This is a genomic window from Kitasatospora sp. NBC_00374 (genome assembly GCF_041434935.1).
Lineage (GTDB): Bacteria > Actinomycetota > Actinomycetes > Streptomycetales > Streptomycetaceae > Kitasatospora.
In genome coordinates this window covers 158,275-184,670 of the sequence record NZ_CP107964.1, presented here as the reverse complement: position 1 = coordinate 184,670, position 26,396 = coordinate 158,275, and the positions used below count along the sequence as shown (strand labels likewise).

24 protein-coding genes, 3 tRNA genes and 4 pseudogenes are annotated in these 26,396 nt (G+C 72.9%); 19 read left to right on the top strand and 12 right to left on the bottom strand.

The window, feature by feature from the left end; all coding sequences use genetic code 11:
* Positions 1–327: 327 nt before the first annotated feature.
* Positions 328–921 carry an HU family DNA-binding protein gene (locus tag OG871_RS00845; protein ID WP_371493567.1) on the bottom strand — a complete coding sequence of 198 codons (594 nt, stop codon included), beginning with the start codon at positions 919–921 and terminating at the stop codon, positions 328–330.
* Between the two features lie 438 nt (positions 922–1,359).
* Here OG871_RS00845 and OG871_RS00840 point away from each other — a divergent pair.
* A tRNA-Cys gene (locus tag OG871_RS00840) sits at positions 1,360–1,454 on the top strand.
* 269 nt (positions 1,455–1,723) lie between these two features.
* Here OG871_RS00840 and OG871_RS00835 read toward each other — a convergent pair.
* A complete protein-coding gene (locus OG871_RS00835) occupies positions 1,724–2,167 on the bottom strand; it encodes a hypothetical protein (RefSeq protein ID WP_371493566.1) in 444 nt (147 codons plus the stop codon).
* A gap of 74 nt (positions 2,168–2,241) precedes the next feature.
* Between OG871_RS00835 and OG871_RS00830 the strand changes: the two genes are divergently transcribed.
* Together OG871_RS00830 and OG871_RS00825 are read left to right on the top strand one after the other, a co-directional pair.
* Complete coding sequence (locus tag OG871_RS00830; RefSeq protein WP_371493565.1) at positions 2,242–2,421, top strand: IS3 family transposase; 180 nt, start codon at positions 2,242–2,244, stop codon at positions 2,419–2,421.
* 290 nt (positions 2,422–2,711) lie between these two features.
* A complete protein-coding gene (locus OG871_RS00825; RefSeq protein ID WP_371493564.1) occupies positions 2,712–3,227 on the top strand; it encodes a GNAT family N-acetyltransferase in 516 nt (171 codons plus the stop codon).
* A 355-nt stretch (positions 3,228–3,582) separates the two neighbouring features.
* On the opposite strand, the gene OG871_RS00820 is transcribed toward OG871_RS00825, so the two are convergent.
* The 3 genes from OG871_RS00820 to OG871_RS00810 all read right to left on the bottom strand — a co-directional run bounded on the left by OG871_RS00820 (position 3,583) and on the right by OG871_RS00810 (position 4,918).
* Positions 3,583–4,185, bottom strand: a complete 603-nt coding sequence (locus tag OG871_RS00820) for a hypothetical protein (protein WP_371493562.1) — start codon at positions 4,183–4,185, stop codon at positions 3,583–3,585.
* Positions 4,186–4,342: 157 nt separating this feature from the next.
* Entirely contained in the window at positions 4,343–4,519 is a 177-nt protein-coding gene (locus OG871_RS00815; RefSeq protein WP_371493561.1) for a hypothetical protein, read from the bottom strand.
* Positions 4,520–4,753: 234 nt separating this feature from the next.
* Positions 4,754–4,918 carry a hypothetical protein gene (locus tag OG871_RS00810; RefSeq protein WP_371493560.1) on the bottom strand — a complete coding sequence of 55 codons (165 nt, stop codon included), beginning with the start codon at positions 4,916–4,918 and terminating at the stop codon, positions 4,754–4,756.
* A gap of 85 nt (positions 4,919–5,003) precedes the next feature.
* Here OG871_RS00810 and OG871_RS00805 point away from each other — a divergent pair, with 85 nt between their 5' ends.
* Positions 5,004–5,651 (top strand): glyoxalase, encoded by a 648-nt coding sequence (locus OG871_RS00805; protein ID WP_371493559.1) that lies wholly within the window; start codon positions 5,004–5,006, stop codon positions 5,649–5,651.
* 225 nt (positions 5,652–5,876) lie between these two features.
* On the top strand, positions 5,877–6,494 hold the full coding sequence (thpR, locus tag OG871_RS00800; RefSeq protein WP_371493558.1) for an RNA 2',3'-cyclic phosphodiesterase: 618 nt from the start codon (positions 5,877–5,879) through the stop codon (positions 6,492–6,494).
* A 528-nt stretch (positions 6,495–7,022) separates the two neighbouring features.
* Here thpR and OG871_RS00795 read toward each other — a convergent pair.
* Together OG871_RS00795 and OG871_RS00790 are read right to left on the bottom strand one after the other, a co-directional pair.
* A pseudogene (locus OG871_RS00795) lies at positions 7,023–7,169 on the bottom strand (alkanesulfonate monooxygenase); the annotation flags it as partial.
* A gap of 166 nt (positions 7,170–7,335) precedes the next feature.
* Positions 7,336–7,797 (bottom strand): hypothetical protein, encoded by a 462-nt coding sequence (locus OG871_RS00790; RefSeq protein ID WP_371493557.1) that lies wholly within the window; start codon positions 7,795–7,797, stop codon positions 7,336–7,338.
* Positions 7,798–8,010: 213 nt separating this feature from the next.
* Here OG871_RS00790 and OG871_RS00785 point away from each other — a divergent pair.
* Positions 8,011–8,103, top strand: a tRNA-Ala gene (locus OG871_RS00785).
* Positions 8,104–8,217: 114 nt separating this feature from the next.
* Here OG871_RS00785 and OG871_RS00780 read toward each other — a convergent pair.
* The 3 genes and pseudogenes from OG871_RS00780 to OG871_RS00770 all read right to left on the bottom strand — a co-directional run.
* The gene (locus OG871_RS00780) at positions 8,218–8,778 is read right to left on the bottom strand and encodes a hypothetical protein (protein ID WP_371493556.1); all 561 of its coding nucleotides are present in this window, start codon (positions 8,776–8,778) and stop codon (positions 8,218–8,220) included.
* A gap of 316 nt (positions 8,779–9,094) precedes the next feature.
* Positions 9,095–9,556, bottom strand: coding sequence for a hypothetical protein (locus OG871_RS00775; RefSeq protein ID WP_371493555.1), 462 nt, complete (start codon positions 9,554–9,556; stop codon positions 9,095–9,097).
* 151 nt (positions 9,557–9,707) lie between these two features.
* Positions 9,708–9,944 (bottom strand): annotated as a pseudogene (locus OG871_RS00770) (methyltransferase domain-containing protein); the annotation flags it as partial.
* A gap of 841 nt (positions 9,945–10,785) precedes the next feature.
* Between OG871_RS00770 and OG871_RS00765 the strand changes: the two are divergent.
* Together OG871_RS00765 and OG871_RS00760 are read left to right on the top strand one after the other, a co-directional pair.
* Positions 10,786–11,592, top strand: a complete 807-nt coding sequence (locus tag OG871_RS00765; protein WP_371493554.1) for a thioesterase family protein — start codon at positions 10,786–10,788, stop codon at positions 11,590–11,592.
* Between the two features lie 54 nt (positions 11,593–11,646).
* Complete coding sequence (locus tag OG871_RS00760; protein WP_371493553.1) at positions 11,647–12,135, top strand: SRPBCC family protein; 489 nt, start codon at positions 11,647–11,649, stop codon at positions 12,133–12,135.
* A gap of 546 nt (positions 12,136–12,681) precedes the next feature.
* Here the strand turns inward: OG871_RS00760 and OG871_RS00755 are convergent.
* Together OG871_RS00755 and OG871_RS00750 are read right to left on the bottom strand one after the other, a co-directional pair.
* On the bottom strand, positions 12,682–13,659 hold the full coding sequence (locus OG871_RS00755) for a transposase family protein (protein WP_371493552.1): 978 nt from the start codon (positions 13,657–13,659) through the stop codon (positions 12,682–12,684).
* 76 nt (positions 13,660–13,735) lie between these two features.
* Complete coding sequence (locus OG871_RS00750) at positions 13,736–14,305, bottom strand: GNAT family N-acetyltransferase (RefSeq protein ID WP_371493551.1); 570 nt, start codon at positions 14,303–14,305, stop codon at positions 13,736–13,738.
* Between the two features lie 71 nt (positions 14,306–14,376).
* Here OG871_RS00750 and OG871_RS00745 point away from each other — a divergent pair, with 71 nt between their 5' ends.
* The 11 genes and pseudogenes from OG871_RS00745 (at position 14,377) to OG871_RS00695 (ending at position 26,327) form a co-directional block, all read left to right on the top strand.
* A complete protein-coding gene (locus OG871_RS00745; RefSeq protein WP_371493549.1) occupies positions 14,377–14,979 on the top strand; it encodes a hypothetical protein in 603 nt (200 codons plus the stop codon).
* A gap of 347 nt (positions 14,980–15,326) precedes the next feature.
* Positions 15,327–15,423: transfer RNA gene (locus OG871_RS00740), tRNA-His, on the top strand.
* A gap of 212 nt (positions 15,424–15,635) precedes the next feature.
* A pseudogene (locus OG871_RS00735) lies at positions 15,636–15,746 on the top strand (IS5/IS1182 family transposase); the annotation flags it as partial.
* A 450-nt stretch (positions 15,747–16,196) separates the two neighbouring features.
* A complete protein-coding gene (locus OG871_RS00730; protein ID WP_371493548.1) occupies positions 16,197–16,763 on the top strand; it encodes an RICIN domain-containing protein in 567 nt (188 codons plus the stop codon).
* A gap of 234 nt (positions 16,764–16,997) precedes the next feature.
* Positions 16,998–18,004, top strand: a pseudogene (locus OG871_RS00725) (IS5 family transposase).
* Between the two features lie 28 nt (positions 18,005–18,032).
* Positions 18,033–18,455, top strand: a complete 423-nt coding sequence (locus OG871_RS00720; RefSeq protein ID WP_371493547.1) for a hypothetical protein — start codon at positions 18,033–18,035, stop codon at positions 18,453–18,455.
* Between the two features lie 643 nt (positions 18,456–19,098).
* Positions 19,099–19,251, top strand: coding sequence for a GNAT family N-acetyltransferase (locus tag OG871_RS00715; protein WP_371493546.1), 153 nt, complete (start codon positions 19,099–19,101; stop codon positions 19,249–19,251).
* Between the two features lie 223 nt (positions 19,252–19,474).
* Positions 19,475–19,942: a hypothetical protein gene (locus tag OG871_RS00710; RefSeq protein ID WP_371493544.1), complete on the top strand. Its 468-nt coding sequence runs from the start codon at positions 19,475–19,477 to the stop codon at positions 19,940–19,942.
* A 130-nt stretch (positions 19,943–20,072) separates the two neighbouring features.
* Positions 20,073–21,920: a hypothetical protein gene (locus tag OG871_RS00705; protein ID WP_371493543.1), complete on the top strand. Its 1,848-nt coding sequence runs from the start codon at positions 20,073–20,075 to the stop codon at positions 21,918–21,920.
* Positions 21,921–22,218: 298 nt separating this feature from the next.
* Entirely contained in the window at positions 22,219–22,839 is a 621-nt protein-coding gene (locus tag OG871_RS00700) for a hypothetical protein (protein WP_371493542.1), read from the top strand.
* 2 nt (positions 22,840–22,841) lie between these two features.
* The gene (locus tag OG871_RS00695) at positions 22,842–26,327 is read left to right on the top strand and encodes a hypothetical protein (RefSeq protein WP_371493540.1); all 3,486 of its coding nucleotides are present in this window, start codon (positions 22,842–22,844) and stop codon (positions 26,325–26,327) included.
* Positions 26,328–26,396: the final 69 nt, after the last annotated feature.

Sequence of the window (26,396 nt, the reverse complement as noted above, 5' to 3'; positions counted from 1 at the left end):
CAGCAGAACGGGTGTCCGGCCGAAGTCGTGGCCCACTGGAGGAGCCGGACCGTGGGCCCGTCACAGGGAGCGGGGCTGGCAAACTCGGCGCGGTCCGCGACGATCAGATCAAGGGCCAGATGCCGTGCCGTGGAATCCGATGAGCCGTCGTGGGCCGAGGAAGTCGTCGCGCTGACCGGTTGGCGGGGGGACCGGCGGCCGCTCGACTGGAAGTCGGTGGAGCGGGGGCTCGGCGTTCGTCTTAGCCCGGCGTGCCGGGCCCGCCGTCGGCGCGATCGACCGCATGGCGGGCACGGGGCTCGTGCCGGGCCGGGGCGCCCGTTCGGGTCAGGTGGTGGCGCGGCGGGTGGTCCGCTTGGCGGGCGTGGTCGTCTTCTTGCCCGCCCCGGGTGCGGTCTTTCTGGCGGTGGTGGTCTTCTTGGCGGGGGCGGTCGTCTTCTTCGTCCCAGGGGCGGTGGCTGTCGTCCTCGCCGTGGTCGTGGCCTTCTTGGTGGCGGTCTTCTTGGCTGGTGCCGCCGGCGCGGCGGTGGCGGTGGGGCGCTTCGTGGAGGCCCTCCTCGCGACGGGGGAGCCGGCGGTGGCCTTGGGTGTGGTGAGGGAGCCCTTGGGGGCCTTGGCGACGGCGGGTCCTGCCTTGGGGAGCTTCTTCGCGCCGGAGACCAGGTCCTTGAAGCCCTGGCCGGGGCGGAACCTGGGCACGGTGGTCTTCTTGACCCTGACGCGCTCGCCGGTCTGGGGGTTGCGGGCGTAGCGGCCGGCGCGCTCGACCATCTCCAGCGTGCCGAACCCGGTGACCTGCACCCGCTCCCCGGCCACCACCGCGCGGACCATGACGTCGAGCACCGCGTCCACGGCGTCCTCGGCGGCGTTGCGGCTGCCGAGTTGCCCGGCCACCGCCTCCACGAGCTGCCCCTTGTTCATGACGACGACTCCAAAACCGAATTCGATGGGGTTTTTGTGCTATTTCATCCCCAACATAGGGGCCGGTCGGGCATTCCGCCCGCCGGCGCGGGCCGCACACCACGCAACCTCCCCGCCACGCCGTCCCGGTGAGCGCCCTGCGCCCCTCACCTCGGCCGCCCACAGGCCGCACGCGAGCCCCGACCTCGGACCCGGCCCTGCACGTGGCGGGCCCACCCAGCACCCCCGGGGCCGCCAACTGCCCTGGCTGCTCCGCGTCCGGCCGCGCCCCGAGCCTTCACGCCGGGCCCTGCCCTCGGTGCCGGCCCGGACCAGCCCGCCCCGGCCGGTCCCGCTGCGCCTGCTCGGGGCGCGGCCCGGATCAGTCGGGTGTCAGTGCCCGGTCAGGCCGCCGGGCCATCCTGAGAGCACGTCAGGGAACGCGAGGGTCCCTGGCTGGGAGAGGTGCCCGGAGCGGTTCATCGGGTGCCTGGCCGGCAACGGCCGAGCAGGGCCCTTCGGGGCCCGCGCAGGTTCGAATCCTGCCCTCTCCGCCCCTCTCCGGCCGGTGGACCAAGCCGCCCCCGGACGTGGCGTCCCGCCCGACTCGGCCGCGTTCCCGACCTCTGGCCGGGCCGAAGACGCGGACCGTCGCGGCCGCCACCCACCACCGGGTGGCCGACGCTGCGCACACCGGCCCGCCGCACACTGGCCCATCGCACGCCGCCCCCGCGCCCTGCATCCGGCCGCCGACCCTGACCGCCCCGCCACCGGCCCCCGACCACCCCGGCGCGACAGGAGCCGCCGGGAGCCGGCCCACCGATCAGCGGGACCTGCGGATCGTCACCGCCCGTCCCTGACCTGGCTGTTGACCATGCGCCCGCGCCCTGGTGGGCGTCAGATCGGCGCTCCCGGGGCGCCTTGCCGGGTCGAACCCGAGGCGCACCAGCCGGAACCCCGCCCCCGGCTGCGCGTCGCCCCGGCGGGACACCGCGGCCTCCCAGCCGGCCACGCTGACCGTGCCGCCGAATACGGTCAGCAGCTCCTGGCGCTGGTCGTGCAGCGCCGTGTAGCTGTCCCGCTCGTTCTGCGCGCTCTCCCACCACGAACCCAGCAGGATCTTCCCGAGCCGCCGGTCCGAGAAGATGCTGAACCCCCGGTAGCCGGCCTGACCGGAGAGCAGCCCGACGGATTCCGCCTTCAGCCCCTCCAGCGCCTTGTCGGCCAGCGCCGGATCACCGGTCAGATAGATGGTGCGGACGTACATGGCTGCGCCTCCGTCCCGGTCCGCCGCGGAACGGGCATCCCGCACCCGCCCCGCCCACCTTCTTCTTCGCCTCAATGAAGCGGGAGTTGATGCACGGAGCGCGCTGGGCCAGCCAGCAACAGGCGAGGCTGGATGTGTTCCGCTGGATCTCCTTCTACAACCTCCGCCGACGCCACTCCACGCTCGGCTACCTCAGCCCGATCCAGTTCGAACAGCAGACAGCGGCGTCCCGTAGGATCACCCTCGCCGCATGAAACTCCGGTGTTCACGTCCCGGGGGAAGGCTCAGTCACCACTGGACCCCGCCCCGCGACCACTGTGACGGCGTCCAGCTCGCATTCCCCACGTACGGCCGGTTACAAACTCACTCCGTGACGCCGCGGTCTGCGAGTACTCCCAACCGATTGACCCGAAGGATCTTCCTCGGCCGTCGGTGACTCCGGAAACTCCCGCCGACACGGCAGGGTCAGCCCGGGACAGCTCGACCGAGCCCACCGGCGAAAATGCGTCGTCTCCGCGCCGGACGGGACAGCATCATGATGCCCATGCACATCAAGGCCTGCCGACAAGAAGATCTGGATGCGCTGGAAGAGCGCCTGCCCTCCTCGAGCGCCATCTCCTACCACGCTCAGCGGTTCGCCCGACAGCTCGCGGGAACCAGCACGTTCCTGGTGGCCTGGCTGGACGCCGCCCGGCTGGCCGGAACCTGCGAGGTCCGTTGGGATGGATGCGCGGCACCAGAAGTGCGGGCCGTCATAGCGGGCTGCCCGGAGATCAACGGTTTGCACGTCGTCGATGCGCTGCAGTCCCGCGGGACAGGCAGCGCCCTGATCCGCCACGCCGAACAGCTTGCTGCCGAACGAGGCGCACGCCTGATCGGATTGGGAGTCGACGATCACGGGAATCCGCGAGCCGCAGCACTCTACGCCCGCTTGGGGTACCGGCCCACCGTCCGTTACCTGGATCGCTACTTCTACACCGATGACACAGGCGCCGAACACCAAGTCGCAGACCCCGCCGTCTTCCTGGTCAAGGAGCTCGATCCCGACCCCCAGACATGACCAGCAACGCCCCGCCATCCACACAGCTGTGCCGCGGTCTGTTCGGTGCCGACGGCGGGGAGGAGGTCGAGCGGGCCGCAGGCCTCGCCCCGCCTGCGGGCGTCGGCGACGAAGACGGCGTGGACCCGGCCGACGTCGAGCAGGTGCTCGCGCCCGCGCCGGACGGCGAACTGCTCCGCGCCCGGCGCCGGGGCGGCCGGGGGCCCGCTGCGCTGCGCCCTTCCCACCGGGGCCCCAGGACGCCCCCGACCGCGCTGCGTCCGGTCCGGTCCGGTCGTCCGGTCCGGTTCGTCGCGGGCCGGGTGCCGGGAGCGGGCGGGCAGCCGGCTGCCGCGGTTCCCGAGCCCCTGCCGGCCTACGGCCGGTCGAGGAGCTCGACGTCGAACTCCTCGAGTGTCTGCACCTGCACGCCCGACGCCTCCGCCGCCTTCGAGCGGAGCCGCGCCTGCGCTCCCCGGGTGGCCTCCAGCGCCGCCCGGTCGCGGAAGATCGCGCCGACGCTCCCGGTTCCGCGCGTCCGGTCGATCAGCAGTGCGCCGCCGACGAACCCGTCCAGTGACTCCAGCCCGGGCAGCGCGGTCGCCTCGAACGCCTCCACCAGCCGGTCGACCGCCGCCGGGTCGAACCCGAGGCGTACCAGCCGGAACCCCGCCCCCGGCTGCGCGTCGCCCCGGCGGGACACTGCGGCCTCCCAGCTGGCCACGCTGATCGTGCCGCCGAATACGGTCAGCAGCTCCTGGCGCTGGTCGTGCAGCGCCGTGTAGCTGTCCCGCTCGTTCTGCGCGCTCTCCCACCACGAACCCAGCAGGATCTTTCCGAGCCGCCGGTCCGAGAAGATGCTGAACCCCCGGTAGCCGGCCTGACCGGAGAGCAGTCCGACGGATTCCGCCTTCAGCCCCTCCAGCGCCTTGTCGGCCAGCGCCGGATCACCGGTCAGGTAGATGGTGCGGACGTACATGGCTGCGCCTCCGTCCCGGTCCGCCGCGGAACGGGCATCCCGCACCCGCCCCGCCCACCTTCCATCGCACGCCCGACTCGACCCCCGGTCAAACGCTGGGCGTCACGTGGTCGGGGATGTCTGCGGCGTCGGGAGTCCGCCGGCCGCCAGAGTTCGGTCACCGCCCCATCGTCCCGGCCGCCCTGCGCTGCTCTCGGCCGCTCCCCGGCCCGGCGTCCAGGGCCCGCGCCGGACCGAGCAGCAGGTCACGGCGCGTGCCCGCAGGGAGCGGCTTCCATCCGGCGGGGGTGTGGACGTCGGAGTCCTCCGCGCCGAGCGCGGTGATCTTCTTCATGCCCTGCGCAACGAGGACGCCGTTCCCGGGCCACCGGGGAAGCCATCGTCTGGCCGGGGACCGCGCCGGGCGAGGTGTGGGCCGCGCACCTGGCGCGGGAGCGGCTCGTGCGGGACATCCCGAGGCGGTAACGCCGGGGTCGCGGGGCTTCCCGGCACCACGACGGGGCACTGGGACGGTGTCTGTCCGGTCGGGTCCGGGGCAGGGACGAGTAGGCCCGGGAGCCGTAAGCGGTCATCCCATCCGTACGGCCTCACTCCCTGCGGCGGCCGCGAACGGGACGGGCACGGCGCTGTGGGCGGCCACGCCGTTCTCCCCGGGGAGGGCCTCGTCCGCCGTGGTGGCGAGGTGCCGGCGGGCGGTGGTCCACCGGTTGACATCCTCCCCGTCCTTGAACACCGCGGGGTCCCGCTCTGAACCAGGTCTCAGGACCGGTCAGGATTCGAGAAGCCCTGGTGGCTGTGCACCTCCTAGCGTCTTGGTCATGGCAACCACCACCTCCACCACAGCCCACACATCCCTCGTGTCCGTCACCGTCGAGGTGGCCGGCCTTGAGGCTGCCCGCCGCTTCTACAGCGACTTCGGCGTGGACACGTACATACGCCTGCGGGCGTCCGAGGCGCACTCGAACGGATTCCGCGGCTTCACTCTGGCGCTCACGGTGTCCGGGCCGGGCACCGTTGATGGCTTCGTCGGCGCCGCAGTGGCCGCCGGCGCCACGGTGCTGAAGCCTGCCGCGAAGTCGCTGTGGGGCTACGGTGGCGTCGTCCAGGCACCGGACGGGACGATCTGGAAGATCGCGACCTCGGCGAAGAAGGACACGGGCCCCGCCACCCGCGAGATCGACGAGGTCGTCCTGCTGCTCGGAGTCGAGGACGTGAAGGCCACCAAGCAGTCCTACGTCGGCCGTGGCCTGACCGTGGCCAAGAGCTTCGGTGGCAAGTACACCGAGTTCGCCCCTGGACAGTCCGGCCCCGTCAAGCTGGCGCTGTACAAGCGCCGTGCCCTTGCCAAGGACCTCGGTGTCCCCGCCGACGGCGCCGGCTCGCACCGCATCGTCCTCGGCAGCACCGCCGGCACCTTCACCGACCCTGACGGGTTCGCCTGGGAGGCTGCCCCGACGCCGTCCTGACTCCCCGGCCCCCGCCGGTGCCGGTGTGCGGCGCCTGGTGGACGCTGTCCGGGCCGGTGCTTCCGTCGGTCGGCCGCGGCGCGGCGCGGCGGGGAGCCGGGGAGTGTCGGCGACGTTCCGGTCGACGGTGCCGGCACGCCGTCCTGACCGGCGCTGCCGGGTGGCTGCGCCGCAGGCGGGTCTCCTCCCCGGCCGGGAACGCTGGTGGGGTGCTAGAAATCCCTGGTGGACGTTCCCCCCGAGCCCTCGACCCTGCGTGTCTTCGTGGCGTTGGCTCCGCCCGACGACGCCAAGGACGAGCTGGCCCGGGTCCTGCAGCCCGCTTACACCAGGTACCCGCGGCTGCGGTGGAACCGGATCGAGGACTGGCACATCACTCTGGCCTTCCTCGGTGAGCTGCCCTCCACGGCAGTGCCGTTGCTGCGGTCGGTGCTGGCCGGCCGGGCGGCGTCGCACCCCGCTCTGCAGCTGGGGCTGCGTGGGGGCGGCCACTTCGACGAGCGACTGCTGTGGAGCGGGATCGACGGGGACCTGGAGGGACTGCACCTGCTCGCCGCCGACGTCCGGGACCTGGCCAGGTCCTGCGGGATCGAGTTCAACAACCGCCCGCTGCGCCCCCATCTGACCCTGGCGCGGTCCCGTCGCGACGATTCCACCAGCGTGCCGCAGGCCGCGGCCGGGCTCTCCGGGTTCGTGGGCCGACCGTGGCGCACCGAGCGTCTCCACCTGGTCGGCAGCAACATCGGCCGCGGCCCTGGGCCGATCCGTTACCGCGACATCGAGGCGTGGCGATTCGGCGCCGCGGGCCGGGCCGGGGGCAACGGCGCTCCCGCCGAGCCGTAGCCGACAGGCGGGCGCCTCCTCGCGCGGGGGCTGTCGGCCGGTCTGATGCGGTACGGTCCCGTCTGCACTGAGAAGCACCGGCCCGTCCCGCGAGCAGTACGGGGCGGACCGTTCTCGTTCGCGGCGCGGGGCGGCGTCGCCGGTCGGGCTGTGCGTCAGACCAGCCGCTCCCAGGCCCGGCCGTAGCGGCGGCGGTAGAGGCGGGTCACGGTGAGGCGGTACTCGTCGGGGAAGTAGGCGGCGGTGAGCAGGGCGATGGTGCCGGCGCTCAGGCCGTCCCCCGACGCTGTCGGTCGTGATCACGCCGAGCTCGCCGGCGAACGCGTACAGGACGTACTCGGGGGAGTCGGGCTGGGTGAGCATCAGGTCCACGGGGACTCCCTCGGGTCCCCCATCCCTTCCGCGCGCTCGGGGCCGATCGGACAGGACGCCGCGTGAACCTCTTCACGCCGGCAGTCCGGCGACCGCGGACACGACGCCGCACCCTCGCAGGCGAGGCTCCCGGGTGGGTGGGAGGCCCGGGTACTACTCGGCACCGCGGGCGATCTGCTCCAGGTACGCCACACCCGGCGGCCGGTCCGACCCGGCCGTGCCGGGCGTGTACCCGTGCCCGCCGCCGGTGATGTGCCGGCTGTCGCCGTTGGTGGGCAGGCACCGATGGACGGCGAGAGCCACGGACGGACACGCTCCTGCGGTCGGTACTGCCCGCGCCAGGTGTTGCGGAACCCACCGACGGCGGCAGCCGGCCGCGCACACCCGCGCCAGATCCACGTGCACCCGACGCGCGAGGGGGAGGCCCCGGAGCGGTCATGGACCGATTCTCCGGGACCCCCCACCACGATCAGGCGTTGCCGGTGCCGGCCGACGACGTGCCGTGGGTGTACCAGGCGCTCCAGTTCCCGTTCTGGTCACGGTCGCGGGACCATGTGCGGTTGTCGCTGCCGCGTGCGGTGATGGTGAAGGCGCCGCCGAGGGTCTGGCGGGTTATCTCGACCTTGCTCGTGAAATAGCCGCCCATGGAGGTCCAGGCGCTCAGCTTGCCGGAGCTGCCGATCGTCCAGCGCGTCCACACGGCGTGGTCGGTTCCGATCACGAAGATCTCGCTGGTGCCGTCCCGGAAGCCGAAGTAGGTCCCGCCCTCACCGTAGGCACCGCCGCACAGGAAGGTGCCGCCGAACTGCTTGTTGCCGCAGTGCGCGGGGGTGGCGGGGACACCGATGTCACCTGCCGACGCGGGAGCCGCGCTCAGCCCGATTCCGGCGAGGACGGCGGCGGCCGTGACGGCGGCCTTGATCTTGTTCATGTCTGCTCCTGACTGGTCGGGACCGGGCCTCGTCAGCCGCCCGGGGCACCCGGGCCGCAGCCCGTCCGGCGCCCGCCCGGCGGGCCCTCACCGGTACCAACGGGAGCAGCAACCAAGCGAGTTCATCGATCGCCCGTCCACCGGTCGACGAACGCCCCATCGCTTCGGACCGCGAAGGCACGTCAGGGAGCGCGAGCGCGGCTCCCGGCACTGGGAGAGGTGCCCGGAGCGGTTCACCGGGCGCCTGGCCCGTGATGGCCGAGCAGGTCCCCCTGGGGCCCGCGCAGGTTCGAATCCTGCCCTCCGTCCCACCGCGCCGGGCCGTGCACGCCGACCCGGTACGTCGCGGCACGGCCTCCTGCGCAGGCTCCGCCCGATCGCCCCCGCCGGCGCCGGGCGGATCCCCGGCCGGTCCGGGGTTCAGCGCGGACCGGCAGGCTCCGACACGGCGAACTTACGCTCGGCAGGCTCCGGCACGCTGAACTCACGCTCGGCTGTCGTCGTCACCCACATCGGAAGCTGCGCCACCGCTATGGCCGGAGAGGCGGGGAAGTCCGGGCGGATCGCCCCCTTCGGGAAGAACGCCATCCGGCACCGTCGGCACAACCAGGCCGCCTGCCAGACCCGGTGGCACCGTTCCCAGACCGCGCGCCGCCTCCGGGCCGCGTCCTCGGCCACCTTGACCCGCCGCCGTTTCGTCGCCAGCTGCACGACCAGCCCGGCCAGCGCCAAGGGCACGGTGAGGATCAGCGGGCCGAGGAGGTAGCCCATGCGGTAGGACGCGTTGGCGTCCCGCAGGTCGGGGAGGCTGTCGGCCATGTTCTTCAGCCCGAGGACGGTGATCACGGCCGCCGCGGCGTAGAGCGCGATGGCGGGCTTGGCGCGCTCGACCGCCGCCGGCGCCGGTGGCGGTGGCGGCAGGAGCAGGCCGTGCTCCGGTGCCGCGAGCGGGTGGCCGGTGTCGGTCAAGGCGTGCGGCACGCTCACGGTCTGGTCGCACTCGGCGCATCGGGGGCATACAGCGTTCATCGGCCGGTACTGCTCCCGGTTCTGAGGTCGCACTCGCAGGTGGTGCGTGGACGGCGTGACAGCGCATTAGAGCACACGTGTCCGATCGTCCGTCACATGATTTCGCGGGAGAGCCCATCCTCTCCAGTACCGCACCCGTCCGGACCGGTCCGCCCTGCGCGCCCCGGCCCGGGCAGGACCCGCACGCACCATCCGCACCGCCGCCGGCTCGGCCGCCGTGTCACCTGCCGCGGCCGGGACGGGACGGACCTTCTCGATCGGCACCGCCTCACACCGCGAGCCGCCCCCCGCCGGAGCACCGCGCGCCCACGGGGTGGTCGGGGCTGTCGAGCCACGCGTGCTGGCCGGCGGCGTCGACGGTGAGGCCGAACCGGGTGAAGCCGGGCCGGCCCTGGGCGTCCCACCAGCGCCAGGCGGCCTCGACCTCGCCCCACAGCGACCGCGGGCCGGCCTGCACGACCTCGTACGTGCTGCGGTCCGGCTCCCAGTCGGCGCTCGCCCAGGACCGGGTGTCGGTGGAGTCGTAGAGCCACAGCGTGTAGGTGCCGTCCTCGTACCGCTCGCTGCGCCAGAACACGTGGGGGACCCGCAGGCCGATCGCGAACTGCTCGACCCAGCCGCCGGTGAGCGCCGGCGACAGCGCCGTGGTGGAACGGCGGCCGTCGGCCGGCCACGGCCGGCCCTTCAGATAGGCGTCGAACGGCGGCCGCACGCCACGCTGGGAGCGCATGCGCATGAACGCGGAGGACCGGGTGAAGCGGCCCTGCGCGACACCGCCCGGGGCGACGGTGAGGCGGGCGACGGCCTCGCCGCCGAACTCGGTGCCCCCACGGCACGACGATCAGCCCACCCGGCGCGGTCTGCGCCACCCACGCGGCCGGAACGTCCGTCACGGAGAACGTCACGACGATCCGGTCGTACGGCGCCCGGTCCGGGTACCCGGCCGCGCCGTCCCCGGCCACGCAGTGCGGGTGCAGGCCCCGGGCCGCGAGGCGCTCCTGGGCGGCCGCGGCGAGGCGCGGATCCACCTCGACGGTCACCACCCGCTCGCCGCCGAGCCGCCAGGCCGGCAGGCCGGCGTTCCAGCCGGCGCCCGTCCCGACGTCCAGCACGCGCATCCCGTCGGCCACGTCCAGGTCCGCGAGCATCCCGCCCGCCCGTGCTGCGCCGTGCGCCTCTCCCGCCCGGACCGCAGGCCGCCGCCCTGTCCCCGCGGCCGCGGGTCGCGGGGCCTGCTTCCCGTGTCGCGCTGCGATGGGCGTGCGGGTGTTCAGTGCGGAGTGGGGATTGGGGTGTTCGGGAGTGGGGTGGCGTGGCAGGGGTTGCTCGGTGTTCCGCAGGTGGGTTGGGGTCCGGGGTCCGGGTGGACGATGGTGCAGTTGCAGCCGGGGGCAGGGTCGTTGCTGGTCGGCCGCGGCCCTGGGGTGTTCGCCGCGTGTGTGGGCGCGGGACGGCTGCGGGTGGTGGTGGGCGACGGTGTGTCGGTCTTCGCTGCGGTGGGGGCGGGAATGAGCGATGGTGACGGGGAGTCGGAGGGTGCCGGTGTCGGCGAGGGTGTGGGGGACGCGGAGGGCGTGGGCGAATCGGCGGGTGCCGAGGTGGGCGATCGAGTGACGGCCGGTGTGGCGGTGGGCTGCCCGGCCAGGCCCGAGACGGCCACCGCCGTCACGGCAGCCACTACGGTCGCGGCGACTGCGGCGCCGGCCAGGAGGCGGGAGAACCGCGGGGGACGGGCGGAGACGGCCGGCTCCGCCGCGCCACCGGCTGCTACTGCCGGGTCCCGTCGATCGTCCGTCGGGGCGGTTTCGCCGGCGTCTTTCACGTGCGTCCTTCCAGGTCGGGGCCGTCATCGTCGCAGGGAGTGCCGAGGACTTCCGAGGCGGGGCGGGTGGCCGGAACCCGGGACAGCGGCGACTACCAGCCAGTAGCCTGCTGCTGGCGACCGACGGGAGACAGGCGATGACCGGGACCGGCAGCGGGGCCGAGGCGTTCTTCGAGCAGCTCTCGCAGGAGCGGTTCGCCCCCACCGGGTACGCCCGGGGGCCGTGGGACGTGGACAGCCAGCACGCCGGGCCGCCCGCCGCCCTGCTGGGCCGGGCGGTGCTGCTGCGCCCGGGCGCCCGGGAGGACCTGCGGGTGGCCCGGATGACCTTCGAGATCCTGCGGCCGGTGCCGCTGCGGCCGCTGACGGTGGCCACCCGGGTCCTGCGGGCGGGGCGCAGCGTGGAGCTGGTGGGGGTCTCGCTGGCGGTGGACGGCGGTACGGAGGTCATGCGGGCGACCGCGCTGAGCATCCGTACGGCGCCCGGCTCGGTGCCCGGGGTCGCGCCGGAGCCCGTGGTGGCGCCGCCCGGCCGCTCCCGGCCGCAGCCGTTCTTCGCGGTGCCCTGGGAGCAGGGCTACCACACCGCCATGGAGTTCCGGTTCGCGGCCGGATCCTTCCTGGAGCGGGGGCCGGCCGCCTGCTGGCTGCGGATGCGGGTTCCTCTGGTGGCCGGGGAGAAGACCGACCCGCTGGAGCGGGTGCTGGTGGCGGCGGATTCCATCAACGGGGTCAGCAACGAACTCGACTTCACCTCGCACCTGTTCGTCAACCCGGACCTGACGGTGAACCTGCACCGCCATCCTGTCGGCGACTGGGTCTGCATCGACGCCCGGACCGCCGTCGCCCCGGACGGGATCGGCACGGCGGAGGCCGGGCTCCACGACGAGCGGGGCCCGATCGGCCGCGCCTCGCAGAGCCTGTTCGTCGCCGCCCGCGGCTGACGGCACCCGAGCCCGGACGGGTCCGCCGGGCACCCCTTCGTCAGGAAGAAGCCGATGCCGCGTCAGTTCGAGATCGAGGAGTCCATCCTGGTCGACGCCGCTCCCCAGACGCTCTACCGGCTGGTGGCGGACCTGCGGGCGATGGGGCGGTGGAGCCCGGAGTGCCGCCGGGTCTGGCTGGCCGGCCCGGCCGCCCGGCCCGGCACCCGGTTCGTCGGGTTCAACCGGCGGGGCCTGTTCGTGTGGTTCACCACGGGCCGGGTGACGGTGGCCGCGCCGGGCGCCGAGTTCACCTTCGACGTGGACGTGCTCGGCCTGCCGATCGCGCGCTGGCGGTACCGCTTCGAGCCCGAGGGCGCCGGCACCCGGGTCACCGAGTCCTGGCAGGACCTGCGCACCGGCCGCGGCGCCCGCGCCGCCGAACTGCTGGGCCTGGTCTTCGCCGGCACCGGCCCCGCGCGCCGGATCGAGGTCAACCGCGCAGGCATCCGCACCACCCTGGCCCGGCTGGCCACAGCCGCGGCGGGTGCCCCGGCCGCCTGACCCCGGCTGATGCCCCTGCCGGTCCGGGGACCTGACACCTTGATGCGGTGACCGAGGAAGCTCTCCTCCAAGGTCGACCCCGGATGCAGCAGCCGCACCCGGTCGTTCAGCGCCTGCTGCGCCACACGCGCGATTTCGGTCTCGCTGTGAAGACGCACCTTCAGCATGGCGACCTTCAGACAGGCCGTCGCCACACCCCCCAAGGTCGTCAGCGGTGAATGATGTGCGTTGGCCGGGGTAGCCCGGGCCTGATGAGCGCGCATGGCTGGACGGTGGCGCCGACGCGGCAGTTGTAGATCGTGATAGGGCTGGTGCTGGTCGGCGCAGGTGAAAACGTCTGCGGCGCGCGGCGGGAGCTTGAAATCCGTCAGGCCGCCCCCGGTCGCCGCGAGGGGCGCCGTCCAACCGAGCTCGCGGCCCCCGAAGCCCCCGCCGGTGCGGCCGACAGTGCGCCGGGCAAGGATGCCCCGACACAATGGGAGCCTTACGAGTAGCCGCACGATAGGGCTTGGGACGTGCTGGCCTGGCGGTTCGGCTCGGGGTGGATCAGCAGGCCGTCGCGCGGACGAGGTCGAGTTCCGTGCTCGGCCTTCTGCGGGTCGGGCGCTTGGCGCTGCGGTCGGAGACCAGGGCGCCGATTGCGGCGATGACCTCAGGCAGGTCGTCGCGCTCGCCGGTCCAGCGTTGCAGCGACCGCCACTGCTTGATCTCTGCGTTGGCGTGCTCGACCATGATCCGCCGTTGGGATTGGCGGCGGCGCGTGTGGTCGTAGAAGTTGCGCTCGGACGGCCCGGCGTCCGCCGCTGGTTTCTTCGGCGGGGCGCTGACCTGGCCGGGGAAGTCGCGGGCCAGGCCGGCATAGCCGGAGTCGACTTCGGCCTTCACCTTCGGGTGCAGCCGCAGCTGCTCCTCGATGCCCTCGGTGCGTACTGCGGTGGCATCGTGCATACGGCCCGGGCGGATCGCCCCGAGCCACAGCTCCCGCCCCTGCTCGTCGCTGATCATCGTGGCCTTCTCGGTGTTCTGCCTCTTCTTGCCCGACACGAACGCCTTACGGCCCAGCCGCCCCGCCTTCGGGCGGCGTACCTGCACCTCGGTACCGTCGATCCGCAGCGTGATCCCCTCGGCCTGGGCATAGGCGAACACGTCCGCGAGGGTCCTGAGCCTGATCCCGGGCCGATCCGGCACCGCGAAGCCGCGAGCGGCCAGCAGCGGGCGCATCTCTCCGACCGCCCGGTCGATCGTGGAGGGCGAGACTCCGAACAGCACCGCGAGCACCCTGTGCGACAGCGCCCAGCGCAGCACCACCAAGGTCACCAGGACCCGGTCCACGAAGACCAACTGGTGATCCAGCCCGGCCCCGGCCGCCCGCAGTCGACCATGGCCACGCCGTTTGGCAAGCTCGGAGTCTCGGGCGGCGGTCCACGGCCCGGCCAACTCGGTGATCAGCGCACCCAGGTGTTCCTTCGAGATCCCGCACAGGGCAGAATCAGAACAGGCCGCGCGGGCCCAGCTTGACTTCACACGCCAGATGATCCCGCGCGGCTCTTCGCCCTCCGGCACCAGGGCCGCTGCCGGAGCCTGGCCACCGATACCCCGATCATTCAGGCCCGGGCCGGTGCGCCCATTCCTGGCCGAGGATGCTGAAGACGTCGGAGTCACGCCAGCCGTCCCGGATCCGCGCGGTGTGCCGGTGCCGGCCCTCGTGGGTCATGCCGAGCTTGCCCAGCACCCGGGCCGATGCGACGTTGCGAGGATCGCAGGTCGCATAGATCCGGTGCAGTCCTATCAGCCCAAACCCTGTGCCGAGTAGTTCCCCGCCGATGGCTGTGCCCACGCCTCGACCCCACACCCGAGGATGGACGAGATAGGAGATCTCGCCCTGACGGTGGGCCAGGCTACGAACCTTCAACTCGCCGATACCGACGAGTTCACCGTCGAGGCAGGCCGCATACACGAATCTCGCCCGCGGGGACTGCAACCGGGCATCCACCGCGCTTTGGACGAAGTCCCGCGTCTGTTCCTCGGTGTTCGGCCCCCACGCCTGGTAGCGGCAAGCCTCCGGCAGGCTGGCGAAGGCATGTACAGCGTGGCAGTCACCGACAACAAGCTCGCGCATAGTCACCGAGGTTTTCATCACGAGCCGATCCTGCCAGGCCAGCACCGCCACAAACCAGCGCTCAAGTCGCGGGGCTCCCGCACGATCAAGATCGCGTCACTATCGTGCGGCTACTCGTTAGAGTGAGTGGCAATCAGTCCGCCGCAGCCGCCGCCATGGCGGGCATCGGAGAACTGCTGTCGTGCATCGGGCCGACCTGTGGGGACACGGTCGACTGGAGTGCGGTGGAGCAGGTCTACGGGAGTTCCTTCCCCGCCGACTATCGGGCTTTTGTCGCCAAATTCGGCAGCGGCTCGATCGAGCAGATGGTCGGCATCCAAATCCCCGCCGTCACCTCGGACGAGCAGCATGGGAACACGGTTTCGCGGCTCTCCGAGGAAGCGCTCGCGGATGAGGCGGTGAACCGGTGGGGTCCCGCGGATGAGGGGCAGCACCGACTCGAGGAACTGCTCATCTGGGGATGGACAGCCGCAGCCGACACCCTCTGCTGGATCACGACTGATCCGGACCCAGACCGATGGCGGGTCGCGGTGTACTCACGTGGGAATCTTGAGTGGTCGGTGTATCGCTGTGGGATGGCCGAGTTCCTGCTCAAGCTGCTGCGCAACGAGTGGCCGAAGTGGCCGATCAGTGACGACTCGCTCCAGGACATGGCGGACCCGCGCTTCCTGCACAACACGGACGAGGCGGCGGCCTGGGCATCGGGGAACGACCCCTGGGAGTAGCCGGACGTTGGCCGTGAGGGCGTTGGGCCGAGCCGGGAACTGTTCGCCGCCGGGGAACTGGGTTGCAGATCCCCGCGGGGCGCTCCGGCTGCGCCCCGCGTGCCCGCTCCGGCCGTCCCACCGGCTGCAGAGAAGTATCTGACCCAGGGCCCGTGCCCGCCGCTGCTCGAAGGCGCGCCATGGTTCGCCGCCGCTCCTCACCCTGCCGGCCCCCGTCCGCCCGGCCGCTCCTGTGGGACGTGCTGCCCGCTGTGGGCCCGGGATCAGTGGGGTGTCAGCGGCTGGTCAGCGCGGCGGGGCATGCTGAGAGCGCGTCAGGGAGCTGGAACCACGGCTCCCCGGTGTTGGGAGAGGTGCCCGGAGCGGTTCATCGGGTGCCTGGCCAGTGATGGCCGAGCAGGGTCCCCTCGGGAGCCCGCGCAGGTTCGAATCCTGCCCTCTCCGCCCCGCAACCCGACCCATGCCTTCATCTCACGGCTCGGGCCCGGTGCCACTGCCGCCAGGCGCATCCTTAGGCTGGGACGGCCGTGTGCTGCGCCCCTGGCCGACTGTCGGGCCCCCAGACCAGCGTCGGCGTGGTGCGATTCGAGGACGAGGTTCTGCACCGTGCGGGCGCTGGGCGGTGCGCCGTCGCGGGTGCGGCAGACGCTGACGAGGGAAAGCTCGGGTGGATCTCACGGGCCCTGCCGGGACGCACCCACAACCTGACCGCGGCCCGCGCCCACCGCATCGTGAAGACCTGCGTCAGGCTCCGCATCTCCGCCCTGGTCCGTCCTCGCCTTGGCCCGGCGCCGCCTCGACGTTCTCTGGGCCCTCATACGGACCACCGCACGTTCACCGTCGAGCCGCACCCCGGAGCGCTCTCGCAGCGGGTGACACACTCACGCACCGTCACGCATTCCCTTGAAAAACCCGATTGGGAATCACTGAACCCGGCCCGGGCTCGGGGCCCGCGTGCCCCCGGGCCCGTCGGCCCCCCTGTGCGGCCCCGGCCCCGAAGCAGGAGCAGGAGCAGGCGCGACAATGGACTTGATCGACTGTCGGTCGGCTGCCCTATGATGCGCCGGTGTCGGCAGCCCGGCAGGTGGCCGGGGCAACAGGGGGCGGGCTGATCGAGCGTGGTCTCGACGCCCGGCCGACACGGGACCGGGGCGATCCACACCCGGGCGATCCCAGCTCGTCCTGCGCTCACGACTCGTTCAAGGGATCGGACTCCGATGACCAGCCGTACACCGCTCGACCGTCCGCGCACCGCCGCGGCCGTCGCCGGCACCGCCGTCGCGCTCCTCGCCGTGCTGCCGGTCACCCCGGCCTCCGCGGCGGGCGGCGGCTTCACCGGGCCGTCGTCCACCACCGTCGTCAACGCGAACTCCGGGAAGTGCCTGGAGATCGCCGACTGGCGTACCGACAACGGGGCCCCCGCCCGGCAGTGGGAGTGCACCGGCGGCGCCCACCAGCTCTGGGATTTCAAGCAGGCACACGGCATCACGATGCTGGTCAACCGGAACTCCAAGAAGTGCCTGGAGATCGCCGACTGGCGCAGGGACGACGGCGCACCCGCCCGCCAGTGGGAGTGCACCGAGGGCTGGAACCAGGGCTGGCTGTACGTGGGCCAGATCGGGCCTCGCAAGGAGCTCGGGCTGTCCAACCTCAACTCGGCGTCACTGCTGGAGATCGCCGACTGGCGTACCGACAACGGGGCCCCCGCCCGGCAGTGGAGCGGCGGCACCGCAGGGGTCGTCGCCGCCAACAAGGCGTGGATCACGGCCATCAAGCCGCTCTGACAGTGATCACGAACCCGGGGTGTTGAGCTCCGGCTGCTCCTGGCCGCCGGGGTGGCGACCGCCCTCGCTCCGCTGCTCCGGCTGCCGGTCCTGGTTGCCGAGGCCCTGGTGCGCAGGGTGGCGGCCGGGCAGGCTACTTTGCTCGGGTGAGTCTCCTAGGGACTGTTCTGAATTCAGATCATGATTGCGCCGGTTCGTGCTCCTCGGTGGTGTGGTGGCTGGTAGAACGAGTCCATGACGCGCGGCGATCTGACGGACAGTGAGTGGGAGCTGGTTGAGCCGTTCCTGCCGATGGCGGCGACGGGGCCGATCCCGGACCTGCGGCGGCAGTTCGACGCGATCATGTGGCGGTTCCGGGTGGGCAGTCCCTGGCGGGATGTCCCCGAGCGGTACGGCAACTGGTCGACGATCTACGGCCAGTTCGGCACCTGGGCGCGCACGGGAGTCTTCCAGACGCTGATGGAGGGGATGATCGCCGAGGCCGCCGCGCGCGGCCAGGTCGACTTGTCACTGGTCAGCGTGGACTCCACCGTCTCTCGTGCGCACCATCACGCCGCCGGGATGGTCGTGGACGCCGAGTTGCTGGAGGAGCTGGAGAAAGCCGTCGCGGAGGAAAAGGGGCTGTTGCGAAGGGACGAACCGGAGCGATAGCGGGCCGGGGCGACGACACCGACGAGGCGGAGGAATCCCGGCGGGAGGCGAAGCGCCAACTACGCCGACGCCACCGGGCCCGGCTCAAGGCGGCCGCGCTGGGGCGATCGCGCGGCGGGCTGACCACGAAGACCCACCTGGCTGCCGAGCGGCGCTGCCGCCCACTGTCCCTCGTACTCACCCCGGGCCAGAGCGCGGACAACCCGCGGTTCACCGCCGTCATGGACAAGATCAAGGTACGCGGCCCGATCGGCCGGCCCCGAACGCGCCCCGACGCGGTGGCCGCCGATAAGGCCTACTCCGCTCGCACCACCCGGGCCTACCTGCGCCGACGCCAGATCAAGGCAGTCATCCCGGAGAAGGACGACCAGGCCGCCAACCGCAAGAAGAGAGGCCGAGGCGGCGGACGGCCCGTCAGCCACGACGCCGATCTGTACCGCGATCGCAACACCGTCGAACGAGCCATCAACAAGATCAAGGACTGGCGGGGCCTCGCCACCCGCTACGACAAGACGCCCGCCAGCTTCGAAGCAGGTCTCCACCTGCGCGGCTCCATCATTTGGCTCCGCAGCCTGAAGCCCACACCATGATCTGAATTCAGAACAGTCCCTAGATGATGTGGCCGAGCGCGACAGCTGGCGATGCTGGGTGTGTGACGAGCCGGTCGACCCCGACAAGTCGGTGAACGACCCGCGGGGGCCCAGCGTCGACAGCCGGACCGCCGACCGGAAGGCCAAGGTCGCCGAGCGGCTCGCGCACCGCGGGTGCAACTCCCGCAAGGGCGCGGTCAAGGTGGTCATCGCCTGGCCGGACCGCCTGTACGTGGTCGAACCCGCGCCGCTGATCACCGTTGCCGCCAGGCTGGAACGCAAGGGGGGCCGCGAGATGGTGGGCCGTTGTCCGACCAGGCAGGACGCCCAGGAGGCGGCGGACTGGCTGGTGGACCGGTTCTCCCGACTGGTACCGGGGCTGCAGGTGACCGCCGACATCGAGGCGGGCGGCGGCCAGTTCCTCGTCATCCTGGCCACCGGCCGCCGCTGACCGGGGATCACCAGCGCACACTCACGTCGAGCCGAACCGTCGGCCCACATCGACCTGTCCTGGCACGAGCCGACCCACATCGCCAACACCCCCGACCGCATCACCCCCGCCATCCACGACCGCACACCCGCCTGCTGCTCCTGTTGGCCGTCAAAGCCCGTCCGGGCTCCTTCCCATCACCGGTGCGGTCCTGTTGGTCGGCTGCTCGGGTTCGGGTTCATCCGGTCCGGGTGCGGGGGTGGGTGGTGTGGCCGGGCAGGGGGCCGTGGACGGTGCAGTGCTCGCAGTCGCAGGTGGTGAGGGAGTTGGCCGGGCAGTGGGCGGTGGGCCAGATCCGGGAGATGCACGGACCGGGGTCTACCGGAGTGTCGTCGTCGGGCCAGGGTGCGCCGGCACCAGCCGCACCGGACGGTGGCGGGCACACCGGCTCGGCGGAGCTTGCGGGCCGCGGGTGCCCGCTGTGGCGGCGGCGAGGGCCTGCTGCTCCCGGCCGCCGCCGTGGGCCCGCCGCCGTCCCGGTCGGGTGCCGGCGCCGGGTGGTGGCGCGAGCTCCGGCTGCTGTTGCAGGTCGCAGGGCGTTGGGTGCCGGTTAGTGGCCGCTCCCGGGGGTGGTCGCCGGCCCGCGGCGGCGCACCCCGCCCCCGTGCCCGCCATCGAGCAGGCCGGACGGGAGCGGGGCGCGACGGAGCTGGAGCTGCACGCCCAGGTCCAGGCGCTGGGCTTCTACGAGCGGCTCGGCTACAGCGCCGAGGGCCCCGAGTACCCCGACGCGGGCATCCCGCACACCGGACGATGACGCGGGCGCTGTAGCCCTGTCCGCCCATGCCGCAGCCGCTCCGTTGTGTGCGGGGCAGGGGCTGGGTAGGGTCGCGCCGGGGCGGGGCCCGCTCGGTTGTGACCATGCTTCGGCCGGCGCGACACTTACAGCCTGCTTATGGATCCATTACCAGCATGAGGGATCGTCAGCCACCAGCGTCAGCGGGGACGACGGTCCAGCCAGGTTGGTGAGCGTGAGTCAGATGAGCAGCGGGGAGTTCAGGATCGACCTCCAGGAGGTCGAGGCGGCCGCGAGGAAGATCCGGAGCCTGGTCGCGGAACTCGAACCGCACACCGCCGAGGTGGAGGCCGCGGTGCAGGGGGTCTCCCGGGCCGAGTACGGCACCGAGTCGGTGGGTGCGGCCCTGCTGGGCGGCGGGTCCGGGGTCGGCGGCCTGGTCGAGCACCAGAAGCAGGCCGTCGAGGGCATCCGCCGGTACCTCCAGAACTCCGCCGCGATGGCGGACAACCTGCTACTGATGTGCCGCCACTACCGCGAGGCCGACGACGGCCATGCCGCCGAGCTGCTGGGCATCCTCGGCGAGGCCGGCGGGCAGGCGGCCGGCGGGCAGGCCCCAGGTGTTCAGACGCCAGGTGTTCAGACGCCAGGTGTTCAGGCCCTGCCGCTCGCGAGGCCCGCGCCGCCGGTGCGGGGGAATCCGGCGGTCTAGCCCGGTCCGGTCGCCGACCGGCAAGGCCTGCGCCTGCCTGCACCGGCCGGTAGCTGTGTGCCTGCCTGCCTTGTGCCTGCTTGTACCTCCACGACCGGACGTCCCGGTTCGCCCCAGAAAGTGACCAGTCATGATCGAGCTGCCTGCCGACCTGGCCGAGGTGCTCAAGACCGTCCAGAGCAGCCCCAACGGGTCGGGCATCGCCTTCCCGAACGCCGACGAGGGCCGACTCGCCGAACTCGCCACGGCCTGGGAGGCGTGGAACACCGCGGCCGACCCCCGGGTGCGGAGCATCGTGGCGAGCGCGCAGCAGGCGATGGCCCACATGTCCGGGGCGGCCGCCGACACCTTCCAGCAGTACCTGGAGAAGTACGCCGGCCACGACAACGCCCACGCCGTCACCACGCTGGAGACCGGACTGACCATGGCCCGGTGCCTGCGCGGCGCGTCGGACACCGTCACCCAGGCGAAGACGGCGATGGTGCAGCAGCTCAGGTCCACCAAGGAGTACCTGGACGCCGGCCTGCCCGGCGCCCTGCCCGAGGTCGCGGCCCAGTCCGAGGGCGTCCGGAAGACCGCCGACTCGTGCAAGGAGTTCGCCGGACAGGTCGGCGCCGACGTCGACTCGATGCTCCGTCAGAGCGCGGGCCAGGTCGAGCGTATGACGGGTGCCGGCAAGGTCTGCCTGCTCGGCGGGGTGGGCACGGCCTACTCGGCGACGGCTGCCGCCGGCGTGGACAGCCCGGCTGACGGCGCCGCGGGCGGGGCCTCGGCCGTCGCGGCCCGGCCGGTGCTCGCCGGGCTGGGCGGCCCCGGCACACTGCGGTCCGAGTTCGCCTCGGCGGAGGTGCCGGGGGCTGCCGCCTGCCGTCCGGGGGCCGGCGCCCCGCCCGGCCTGAACCTGGCGGGCTTCACCGGCGCCGACGCGGGTACCGGCGCGCAGGGCGGGCCGTCCTCCGGCGGTGTCGGCGACCCGGCTGCTGCGGCGGGCTCGTCCTCGGGATCGCTCGGTGCGGCCGGTGCGGCCGGTGCGCTCGGTGCGGGGGGCGGGTCGGCGGGCCGGGCGCGGGCGGGGTCCATGCCCTCCTTCGCAGGCGCGGGCCTCGGTACGCAGTCCGTTACGGCGGCGGGGGCCGCAGGGGCGGCGGGCCGGGCGGGAACGGTCGGGCAGGCCGCACCCGGCATGACACGGCAGACGCCGGCCTCCGGTACGGCCGGTACCGGCACGAGGGCGGGCGCTGCCGCAGGAGCGAGCGCCGCCGGGCGGGGGCCCGGCATGGGCGGCATGCACGGCATGGGCCATGGCGGGGGCAAGAAGGGATCACGCGGCAGGCGCAGGGCAGGCCTCGTCGTCGAGCAGGCGCCGGAGCAGGACGAAGCACTCGCCGACTCCGGGGTGCACGGCCAGGCCACCGAGGCCCAGCTCGGCGACGGGCAGACGCAGCGGGCGCGCCAGCGCTGGCTGGACGATGCCCGGACCGTGACGGTCGAACAGCGCCGGGCGGGTGCCCCGCAGGCCGCGGCTGCGGGGGAGGAGCGCCCACCGGCACCCGCGGGCGATCTCCTCACCCAGCTGACCAGCGTGGTGCTGGGGCCCAAGGCCGGGAACGGGGGCCAGACGGGGACGGGGACGGTGACCGGCGTGGGCGGTGCGGGTGCGGGTGCCGGTGCTGGCGTCGGGCAGACGGAGGGCCGCCCGTCCGCAGAGGCCGCGTACCTGGAGCAGACCGGCGCGGCGGCCGCGCGCCGCCAGGGCGCGCCCGGCCAGGGCGCCTCGGGCATCGGAGCGGGGGCCCCGAACGGAGCGGACACCGGCGGGAAGCCCGCGCAGCTCCGGGAGGAGGGGGGCTATCAGGTGCCGAGCCCTCAGCTGCGCGCTGCCCTGGCGAAGCTGGCGGCCGCGGGGGAGCTCGACAAGCCCGCTCCCGCCAAGGCAGCCCCGAGGCCGTCCGTGCCGGAGGAGAGTCCCCGGCCGTGACCGGCCGCGGGGAGAACGTGTAACGCGTGCTGTCGGCCCGTCGGCCGCCGCGCGCAGCAATATCCGCTCGCCGGTCGCCCGACCGGCAGGCGGCACAAGGCGGGGAGAAGGCGTCATGGAAGATCTGTTTCGTACGAAGGTGCATGGACCAGGCGAGGTGCGGACACCAACGCCGGTTCCTGCGAAGGGGCTTGAGACGGCGACGAGGGCGACCGGTTCGCCGGACGGTGGGATGGCGACGGAGGTCGTGAGTCGGGCGGGTGTGGGGACCCTTTCGCATGGTGCGCCGGGTGATGGGATGGCGACCATGGTTGCCGGTTCGGCGGCGATGGGGACGGCTACTCTCGGGGCCGGTTCGGCGGCGATGGGGACGGCTACCCTCGCGGCCGGCTCGGCGGCTCCGGCAGCTTCGGCGGCGTCCGCTGCTGCTGCTGCTGCCGCCGCCGCTGCGAAGGCCAACGCCGGGACGGGTTTCGAGGTCACCCCCGAGCAGTACCAGGCGGCGGTCTCCCCGATGCTCGCCGCCACGGACCGGGTCTCCGCGGCGTACCTTGCCCTGGACAGCTACTTGACCAGCATGAACGCCACCCACCCCTGGGGCAACGACCACGCCGGGCACCAGTTCGCCGAGGGCGAGAAGGGCTACCTCGCGTACAGCGCCGGCACGCTGAAGGGCCTCAAGGGCCTCCCGGCCGCGCTGCACCGGATCGCGGACGGCCTGAAGCTGATGGCGCAGAACTACGAGACCGCCGAGCAGCGGGTCGTCGGCAGCCTCAACGGCCGTATGCAGGAGCTCGACACCTACCGCCCGATGAACCCGCTCACGGCGGCCGCGCTGCCGCAGGCACCCGTATCCGTGGCGCCGACCCTGCCCGCCCCCCACGTCGGCCCGATGGTGCACACCGGCGGGAGGCGCTGACCATGGCTACCGAGCTCCCTGAGCCCCTCCAGTGGGTTCTGCTGCTGCTGTCCGGCACCCGCTGGCCCGAGGCCGACGAGGACAGCCTGCGGGGTATGGCCGAACACTGGCGCACCATGGCCGAGACCCTCAATGAGGTCGAGGAGTCGGCCGACGCCGCCGTCAAGCGCGCGCTGACCGGTCAGGTCGGCGTGGCGGCCACCGGACTGTCCCAGTACTGGGACCGGTTCACCGTTGGCAAGGGCGAGGCCCAGCCCGGCGTCTTCCCCGGCCTGGCCAAGGCCTGCGAGGGCATGGGCGAGATGCTGGAGTCGATGGCCAACTCCGCCGAGACGGCGAAGATTCAGATCATCGCCCAGCTGGGCATTCTCGCGGTCGAGATCGCCACGGCCGAGGTGGAGGCGCCGTTCACCGCAGGCCTGTCGCTGGCTCAGATCCCGGTCATGGTCGGCATCAGCCGCACCGTCGTCCAGCAGATTCTGAAGAAGCTGGCCACGGAGGCGATGAAGTTCGCCGCCAAGCAGGCCATCCAGATGGCGGCCATCAACCTGCTCGCGCAGAGCATCCAGGTCCTGGAGGGGCACCGCAAGGGCCTCGACATGAAGGAGCTCGGCCAGAATGTGGTCGGCGGCGCCGTGGCGGGAGCCTCCGGCAACCTGCTGGGCAAGGGCATCGGCGCGGCCGGTTCCAAGCTGGGCGTAGGCAAGGCGCTGGGGACCGTCCCGGGCAAGATGGCGACCGGCGCGGCGGTCGGCGTGGGCGCGGACGTCGTCACCCAGGCCGTCACCACCGGGACGGTGGACAGCCACAGCCTGCTCGGCTCCGGTCTCAGTGGAGCCAGCGCCGCCGGCCTGCATGCTGCGGGCGCCGCGGTCAACGAGCACTTCAAGGCCCCCGTGACGGAGGTCCCACACGGCGGGGTCCCGGGTGCGGGGGGTCCGGAGACGGCCGCGGGGGCGCACGGGCCGGAGCAGCCGCCGTCGGCGGCCTCGGGCAACTCGGCCGGGGCGGAGGGCGGTGGGGGCACCGGTGGCAGCCGTGCGATGCCTGCGGCGTCCGAGCACGCGGCCGGGGCGGAGGTTCCCCCGTCGGCCGCGCACGGTGCACCGGCGGGCGGTACGCACGACGGCGTGCCCGGCCAGCACCCGGCGGCCGGCTCGGAGGCGAGCCCTGCCAGTGCGGGTGGTACGCACGGACCGGCGACGGAGCCGGTCGGCGGCGCGGCGCAGCACGCGGCCGACGGCAGCGGTGCCGCGCAGTCGCAGGGCCAGTCCCACCCGGCGGCTCCGCTGTCGGAGCACGGCGGTACGGGCGGCGGCTCGCCGACGTCCGCCGCCCACGGGAGTGAGGGTGGCACGCCCGCGCACGGTCCGTCTGCCCTCGCGGAGGGCGGCGCACCTTCCGCACATGGCGAGGCCTCGCCCGCCCACGGCGGTGGCACGCACACGCCGATGACGGAGGGGGCGCAGCCGGCGGCGGCCGGATCGCACGCGCCCGTGTCCGAGGGGACGCCTGCTCAGCACGTCGGCCCCGCTTCGACGCACGAGCCGGCGCCGGCTGCGGTCCCCCACGAGAGCTCCGTGGCGCCCGTGCCGAGCCACTCCTCCTCGCTGCCGCCGCTCCACGAGGCTGCGACGGTCGGCACGCCGGCAGCGCACGAGACGCCCGTCCCGGCGGGCGGCGGCCGCCTTGGCGCGGATCTGCCGCAGGTGCATGTGCCGGTGGAGACTGGGCCGGTACGTCCGGTGGCTGAGGTTGCTCCGCGGGTGCAGCATGTGGCGGATCTGCCGCAGGTGCATGTGCCGGTGGAGACTGGGCCGGTACGTCCGGTGGCTGAGGTTGCTCCGCGGGTGCAGCATGCGGCGGATCTGCCGCAGGTGCATCTGCCGCAGACGGAGGTCGCGGCCGTTGCTTCTCCGGAGGCGCCGGTCCGTCCGATCGGGTCCGGGGCCGACGAGATCCGGCTCGCGAGCCCGGCCGAGAGCCCGTCCTCCGGTGCCGGCCGGCCGGTGAGTGCCATGCCGGAGATTCACCCGACACCGGTCCTGCACAGCAGTGCTACCGCACCTGCCCCGGCTACGGCGGCCTCCTCGTCCGCACGTCCCACCGCGCAGCCGGGCCATCCGAGCGTTCATGTCCCGGCGGATTTCCGGACGGGCCCCGTCCGCCCGGGGCCGGCGCACGCCATGCCGGGCCGCGTCGAGTCGTCCCCCGCGCGGGTGGAGGGCAGTCCGGGGCGGCCGGACACCGGCCGGCAGGCCCGCCCCCTGCACGAGCATCCTGCCGGGCCGTCGCTCGTCTTCCCGTATCAGAAGTCCGCGCTGCAGAAGGTGCTCTACAAGGCGGAGAAGCTGCTGGTGCCCAGCACTCCCAACAGCTTGTCCGCGCTGCTTCCGGGCCTGCCGCACAACAGCCCCGGGGGGACGCACCTGCACCCGGTGACCGGCAAAGGGGCCGCCCAGCGCCCTCTCGAGGGCACCCATCTGAACAAGCGCACCAAGACGTTCAAGACCGACCTCGACCCGATCACCTTCAACGACCTTGCGTCGCCGGTCAGGAAGAACCTCCTGAAGGCGACCGAGGAGGCCATCAGGACCCTGCCGTCCTACAAGTTCGAGTCCACGGGACACGAACGGATCGAGTTGGTGGCGCGCCAGGACTACCGGACCGCCGACTACTGGAACGGACAGGACGCCCGCCGCGCGCAGCTCGACGAGATGGTGGCGGCCAACGCGGAGCGGCAGCCGGCCGGCCTGCCTCACGACGCCCTGGCCAACGTCGACAGGGTGCTCGGAGATGCCCACAACGCCATTTCCGGCGCCCGTGCCGTCCTTGCGGAGCACGACGGTTTCGTTCTGGGGGAGGGCCACTCCGCTTCGCGGACCTGGCCGTTCCTGAAGGACAACATGGCGGCTCTGCACGAGGCGGGTGTCAGCACCGTCTACCTGGAGGCGCTGCGCGGTGACAGCTTCCAGCCGCTCATGGAGGAGTTCCTGCGCTCCCCGCAGGACAAGGCGATGCCGCCGGAGCTCAAGTTGATGATCGAGCGGTACGACCGGAGCTGGAACTCGCTGGAGGGCAACGATCTGCACGCCATGGTGCAGGAGGCCAAGGTGCAGGGAGTACGGGTCCAGTTCGTGGACGGGCTTCCGACGACCGGTAACCCGCCGGGACCCTGGGGTTCCTTCCAGCGCGCGGGGCGTTTCAACACCTATGCGGCCGATGCCATCGCGGGGGATGTCGAACGGGCGGGGAAGTACGTGCTGGTCGTCGGTAAGGCGCACGTCCACCCGCACGACGTGCCGACGGCGCCGCTGCCCGACGGGATGGCCCCCACCACGCACGCGGCGCCCGGGCTCTCCCAGCTGCTGGATGTGCCGGGGCTGGAGCTGGGGCCGAGGCGGACCGCCGACGAGAGCGGTGGTCAGGGCGGGGATGCGATCGTCGCCGAGTCCGGCCCGGAGGTGCTGAGCCGCATCTTGTCGTAGGGCCATGCCCGGCGCCGGCTCCGGCGCCCGGCGAGGCCCCCCGCGGCCCGCACCCGCACCCGCACCGCA